This is a genomic window from Roseateles sp. GW821-FHT09B06, from assembly GCF_059418245.1.
Map to the genome: position 1 here is coordinate 1 of NZ_JBWKPM010000066.1, position 1,158 is coordinate 1,158.

Genomic DNA, 1,158 nt, shown 5'->3' on the forward strand with positions numbered 1-1,158 from the left:
ATCGAGCGGATCTTCCGCGACGTGCACCAGGCGCGCGGGCATTACGCGAACAACACCGATGCCTATGCGCGCGCTCATGGCGCCGTGATGCTCGGCCTGCCCAATGCAGATCCCTTCGTCTGACGAGTCAGGCGCCACACCCAGCACGGGCCACGGCCCGGACATGACAGGAGAAAACCCATGAATCGAGTTCAAAACAAGGTGGCGATCGTCACCGGCGGCGCCAGCGGCGTCGGGCGCGAGGACGCGCTGCTGCTGGCCCGCGAGGGTGCCAAGGTGGTCGTCACCGACGTCAACGATGCCGCCGGTCGGGCGGTGGCGGCGGAGATCGGCGACAACGCGATCTTCCTGCACCACGACATCGCGTCGGAGGCCGACTGGAAGCAGGTCGTCGAGGCGACCGTGCAGCGCTTCGGGCGGCTCGACATCCTGGTCAACAACGCCGCCATCCTGCAGGTCGGCTCGATCGAGGACACGACGCTGGAGATGTGGCAGAAGGTGCAGCGCATCAACTCCGACGGCTACTTCCTCGGCTGCAGGCATGCCGTGCTGCAGATGAAGCTCAACGGCGGCGGCTCCATCGTCAACATGTCTTCGCTGGCCGGCATCGCCGGCATGTCGGGCTTCTGCGCCTACAGCGCCTCCAAGGGATCGGTCGCGGCGCTGACGCGCAGCGTCGCGGCCTATTGCAAGGCCCGCGGCTACAACATCCGCTGCAATTCGGTCCATCCCGACGGCATCAAGACGCCGATGTTCGCCAGCGTCGCCGATCAGATCGATCCGAAGACGCTGAACGTCACGGCCGACCCGATGGCCCGCCTGTGCGACCCGATCGACGTCGCCAATGTCGTGCTCTTCCTCGCCTCGGAGGAGGCGCGCTTCGTCAACGGCGCGGAGATCCGCGTGGACAACGGCTACCTGATGTCGGGCGACTGAAGTCTCCGGCCGTCTTCGGCAGTCTGCGCCCGGGCCCTCGCGCCGAGCTGGCCCGGCGCCAGCCATGCCCTTTCCTTTTTCTTTCTTCTTCCTCTTTCTGCTGCGATCGCCTCCATGAAGATACTCGTCCCCGTCAAGCGCGTCATCGACTACAACGTCAAGGTCCGCGTGAAATCCGACGGCAGCGGTGTGGACATCGCGAACGTCAAGATGTCGATGAAC

General features: G+C 65.3%; 1 protein-coding gene and 1 pseudogene. Both read left to right on the plus strand.

What is annotated here, in order from left to right; translation table 11 throughout:
• Positions 1-180: 180 nt before the first annotated feature.
• Positions 181-936 carry a glucose 1-dehydrogenase gene (locus AC07OQ_RS24450; protein WP_495055739.1) on the plus strand — a complete coding sequence of 252 codons (756 nt, stop codon included), beginning with the start codon at positions 181-183 and terminating at the stop codon, positions 934-936.
• Between the two features lie 114 nt (positions 937-1,050).
• A pseudogene (locus AC07OQ_RS24455) lies at positions 1,051-1,158 on the plus strand (electron transfer flavoprotein subunit beta/FixA family protein); the annotation flags it as partial.

Coding starts and splice junctions, on each gene's coding strand:
- AC07OQ_RS24450 (WP_495055739.1), top strand. CDS start 181: ATGAATCGAGTTCAAAACAAGGTGGCGATCGTCACCGGCGGCGCCAGC.